Genomic DNA, 4,024 nt, shown 5'->3' on the forward strand with positions numbered 1-4,024 from the left:
TCACAGATGTGAAGGCCTTTTTCGTTTTTCCGCAATGCACACTTTGTGCACACTTTTGATATTTTCTTCATTTCACACTAAAATTTAACATAAGGTATGCTCAAATGCATCAAATTGACGCAAATTAAATTTGTATTTTGGGAGTTGCAGCTACTAGCTTTATAAAAATATTGAAGAACAGGATTATATTAAATTTATAACGGTAAGTATATGGTGCGTTTTAATGCACTATAATAGTGTTGTGCTTAGTGTTTCTATTTCCATTCTCGGTTTAGTATTGCATATACAATATCATCTACCCATTCTCCGTCAATGAACAGACTTTCCTTAAAGTGCCCTTCCTTTCTAAATCCAAGACGTTCAACAAGTTTTATTGAATCAATATTCTGAGGGTCTATTGAAGTCACTATTCTATGTTTATCAAGTTTATTGAACAAAAATCCAGCCGTTGCTCTCATAGTTTCTGTAGCGAATCCTTTTCCATGATATTCTTTATTTAATGTACATCCAATTTCACTTTGATGGTTATCACTGTCAATAAAATGAATCCCAATATCTCCGATAATTTTGTTTGTGGATTTTTCTATAATTACCAGTTGAAACCAAGTCTCGGGTTTATTAAACTCATCAGGATTTTTTGAAATAAATTCATTTACATCATTTAAAGTTTTCGGTATCCAACCTTGATATTTATTTGTTTCTGAATCTGCTCTATAATCAAATATTTGTTCATTGTCTTCCTTTTCGATTGGTCTGAGTAGAGTTCTTTCTGTCTCAATCATTATTTTTGATTCGGTTAATTTATTAAGCAGAACGTGTTTCTATATGGTTTGTTACGTTAGGTACTAAGGTAGCAAATAGGAGCGAACCCATTGTTCAGTAGCAAGGATTTTCCGTTGGGAAAATCGGAAACAATGAACTATACACATCTTAAGTTTGATTCTCTTTAAATTGATTTACAGAGATTACCACATTCCCTTTTTTATGACCCTTACCAGCATATCTATGTGCTTCCACTATCTGATCCAATGTATAACTTCTATCAACAACTGGTTTAAGTAGTCCTAATTCAACAAGATTTTTCAGAAAAATTAGCACTTCGGCCGTCTCTGGTGAATTTTTTCCCACAGCAATTTTTTTTCTACTGATTAACGACATCCAGATCATTTGCAGACTTGGTATTGGTCTGCCAATATTTAAGTAAGTTCCGTTTATGCTTAGTGCATTTTTACAAGCTCTGAAAGGGCATTTATCTACAGTAGTAAATATAATATCATAGGTTTCAAAATTTTCGATAAAATCAACGGTTGTATAATCAATCACTTTATCAGCTCCTATTGATTTCACTAACCCTAAATTAGAAGTGCTGCATACACCAGTTACTTCTGCACCAAAATATTTGGCAAGTTGTACGGCATAGGTTCCTACGCTTCCAGAAGCTCCATATATAAGTACTTTTTGTCCTGGTTTAACATCACCTATTTTTTTTAGATAATGAAATGCTGTTCGAGCTCCAATAGGTATAGCTGCGGCTTCTTCATAGGTTGTATTTGTTGGTTTCAAGGCAATTGGCCCATCTTCCGGTAAACATTTGTATTCTGCATAAGCTCCAAAAGTTTGCAGGGTAGCTGCAAAAATCTTATCTCCTTTTTTAAACAACGTAACATCCTTTCCGACAGATTCTATCTCACCGGAAAGTTCCATTCCTAAAATTGACTTTCTGGGCTTTCTAAGCCCCAGCATTAATCGTGCGGGAAGCCAGAAAGATTTTGGCACATCGAAGCTTCTTACTTTGTAATCAGCTGCAGTTACCGTGGTCGCATACACTGTCACTAATACTTCATTGTTTTTTGGAACAGGTTTTTCAATATTTTCTATTTGAAGAACTTCTGGGGGTCCATATTTTGTACAAACAACTGCTTTCATTTTTTTCATTTAGGAGTTAGCAGGAATTTTACCAGCAGACGGCAACTTCCAGGCAGTGACGATGATCACCACAAAGGCTGCGGCTTCAATGATCATAAAGAACACATCGTCCATATCGGCTGATGCCAGGCCACTAAATAATACCAGCATGGTGATTATACTGGCAATGATGTTTGCCCATTTATTGACTTTGTTGCTCAATATCCTGGATAGCAGCACCATTAAAATGGGTATTTCTGCTAAAAAACCACCGATCAGCATAAGTTCATCGGTGATCTCGACTCCATTGACCACTCCGGTCATTATTTCTTCTAAAAAACTTTTATTACCCAATTGATGGAGATCTCTGAAAACCATATTGAGGAGTATAAATATCCATAAAGTGGACAACAGGGTCTGAGGTTTGATTTTTTTCTTTATCATGTTCGAGATTATTTAAGGTTTTACTTTGATGTTGTTTGTTCTATGTTTTCGAATCCTTTTTTCAAAAATTTCCTCACCATTGGGTTAACCAGCCATTTGGGCATTTTCTTGGGATCAAATTGAACAATATTCACAGCTTTAGTATGATTTTCAGAAACTGCCGAGAAATTCCAGGAGCCTCTGAATGTTTCCACCCGGTTCAATTTTTTAGAAGGTGGTACTGAATTTTCATCCCATGCTTCATTCCATCTTACCTCTCTGTCACATTCTTTATAATTGGAGAATAAATACCTTACGCTCATTTCTGTGTCTTTGAATGGAAATGGTTCGTTATGAATGACATAGGTTAAAAAGCTGCTGTCAGATTCATCCATGATGTCGTAGGTGGGATACTTATTGATATCATCGGTCTGGTGATGAATATGTTGCCAGAATGCTGCGACACAGGCCTCTGGAGTTGATGCTATCTCACCTTCAATTTTATACTCCAATAAATTCGTTCCTTCTACTTTCCTGGAATGAATGATCCATTCTGCACCCTGCTTGTCGGTACTTCTTTTCATCTCATTCCATTGATAGGCTTTCCATTCTTTAATGCTTTTGTTCTTTAATCGATTGATTCTATAGGTGGAACAACTATTTAGAACCGAAGACGCTAATAATACTATGCATACATATTTAACAATGCTGGCATTGTTGCCATATCTTGATAATTGACTTTTTAAAAAATGGTTCATAACAATGAAAGATTTAACAGAATTATTATTTTTTACTGTGCAAATCTCGGAGTAGTAACCTCGCTTTTCATTGACTTGGGTTAAGAAATCAAATTACAGCCAATTATTTAGGCAAAATGACTAAAAAAAGAAAAAAAAAGATTAGTTATATAACCGTTTGCGGATGCGGCTCAGGGATTCCGGCTTAATACCCAGATAACTGGCGATGAGGTACTGTGGCACACGGTTCAGAAGGTCCGGAGATGTTTTTTGTAGGTTTTGGTAACGCTCTTCCGGAGTCAGTTTGATAAACTCATCGTACTTCATCCGTTGGTTTGCCAATTGATCTTCCATGATATTGGAACCCAAAGCAGCCAGCCTGGGTAGTTTTCTAAGAAGTTCCGCACTGCTTTCAGGAGTACCGATGGAAATAATGCAATCTTCCAAACATTCTAAGAAGTATTCCGAAGGTTTTTTAGTGGTGTAACTCACAGGGGTAATCGGTTGTTGTTCGGTAAAGAAATCCGTGATCTTAATATCGCCATTTACTAGATAATAGCTGCTTACACATCCCTGGAGAATAAAATAACACTCCTTGGCTATTTGTCCTTCAGACAATAGAATGGTTCCTTTTTTATAAGACTGTATAAAGTTTTGATTTGAAAGAATATCAATTTCTTCTTTCGTTAGCTCTATATATTTAGATAAAAAATTGACTATTGGATCTTTCATATTATGTCTTGCTAATTTATCTAACGGTGAGTATAAAATGCGTTTCAATGCATTTTATACATCTTAAGTTTACTCTCCTTAACTTTTAAGGTATAAATCAGAAAGAACAAAAGAGGGGATTAAGGTTATTTTATACATAGAAGCCTAGACTTCGTCAACATTGATGATCCCCTCTCTTTTCCTACTTAGAATTCGTTCAGCCTGCCTGCCGGTATACCCGCCTTAGG

The 4,024-nt window shown here is 35.8% G+C and carries 5 protein-coding genes; all 5 read right to left on the reverse strand.

What is annotated here, in order from left to right:
• Positions 1-254: 254 nt before the first annotated feature.
• On the reverse strand, positions 255-782 hold the full coding sequence (locus tag WBN20_RS11195) for a GNAT family N-acetyltransferase (protein WP_424272611.1): 528 nt from the start codon (positions 780-782) through the stop codon (positions 255-257).
• 148 nt (positions 783-930) lie between these two features.
• Positions 931-1,926 carry an NAD(P)-dependent alcohol dehydrogenase gene (locus tag WBN20_RS11200; RefSeq protein WP_424272610.1) on the reverse strand — a complete coding sequence of 332 codons (996 nt, stop codon included), beginning with the start codon at positions 1,924-1,926 and terminating at the stop codon, positions 931-933.
• A 9-nt stretch (positions 1,927-1,935) separates the two neighbouring features.
• On the reverse strand, positions 1,936-2,349 hold the full coding sequence (locus WBN20_RS11205) for a DUF6326 family protein (protein WP_424281734.1): 414 nt from the start codon (positions 2,347-2,349) through the stop codon (positions 1,936-1,938).
• Positions 2,350-2,369: 20 nt separating this feature from the next.
• Positions 2,370-3,086: a hypothetical protein gene (locus WBN20_RS11210; RefSeq protein WP_424281735.1), complete on the reverse strand. Its 717-nt coding sequence runs from the start codon at positions 3,084-3,086 to the stop codon at positions 2,370-2,372.
• A 141-nt stretch (positions 3,087-3,227) separates the two neighbouring features.
• Complete coding sequence (locus WBN20_RS11215; RefSeq protein ID WP_424281736.1) at positions 3,228-3,797, reverse strand: Crp/Fnr family transcriptional regulator; 570 nt, start codon at positions 3,795-3,797, stop codon at positions 3,228-3,230.
• Positions 3,798-4,024: the final 227 nt, after the last annotated feature.

The organism is Eudoraea sp. (assembly GCF_049665975.1).
Taxonomy (GTDB): domain Bacteria; phylum Bacteroidota; class Bacteroidia; order Flavobacteriales; family Flavobacteriaceae; genus Eudoraea.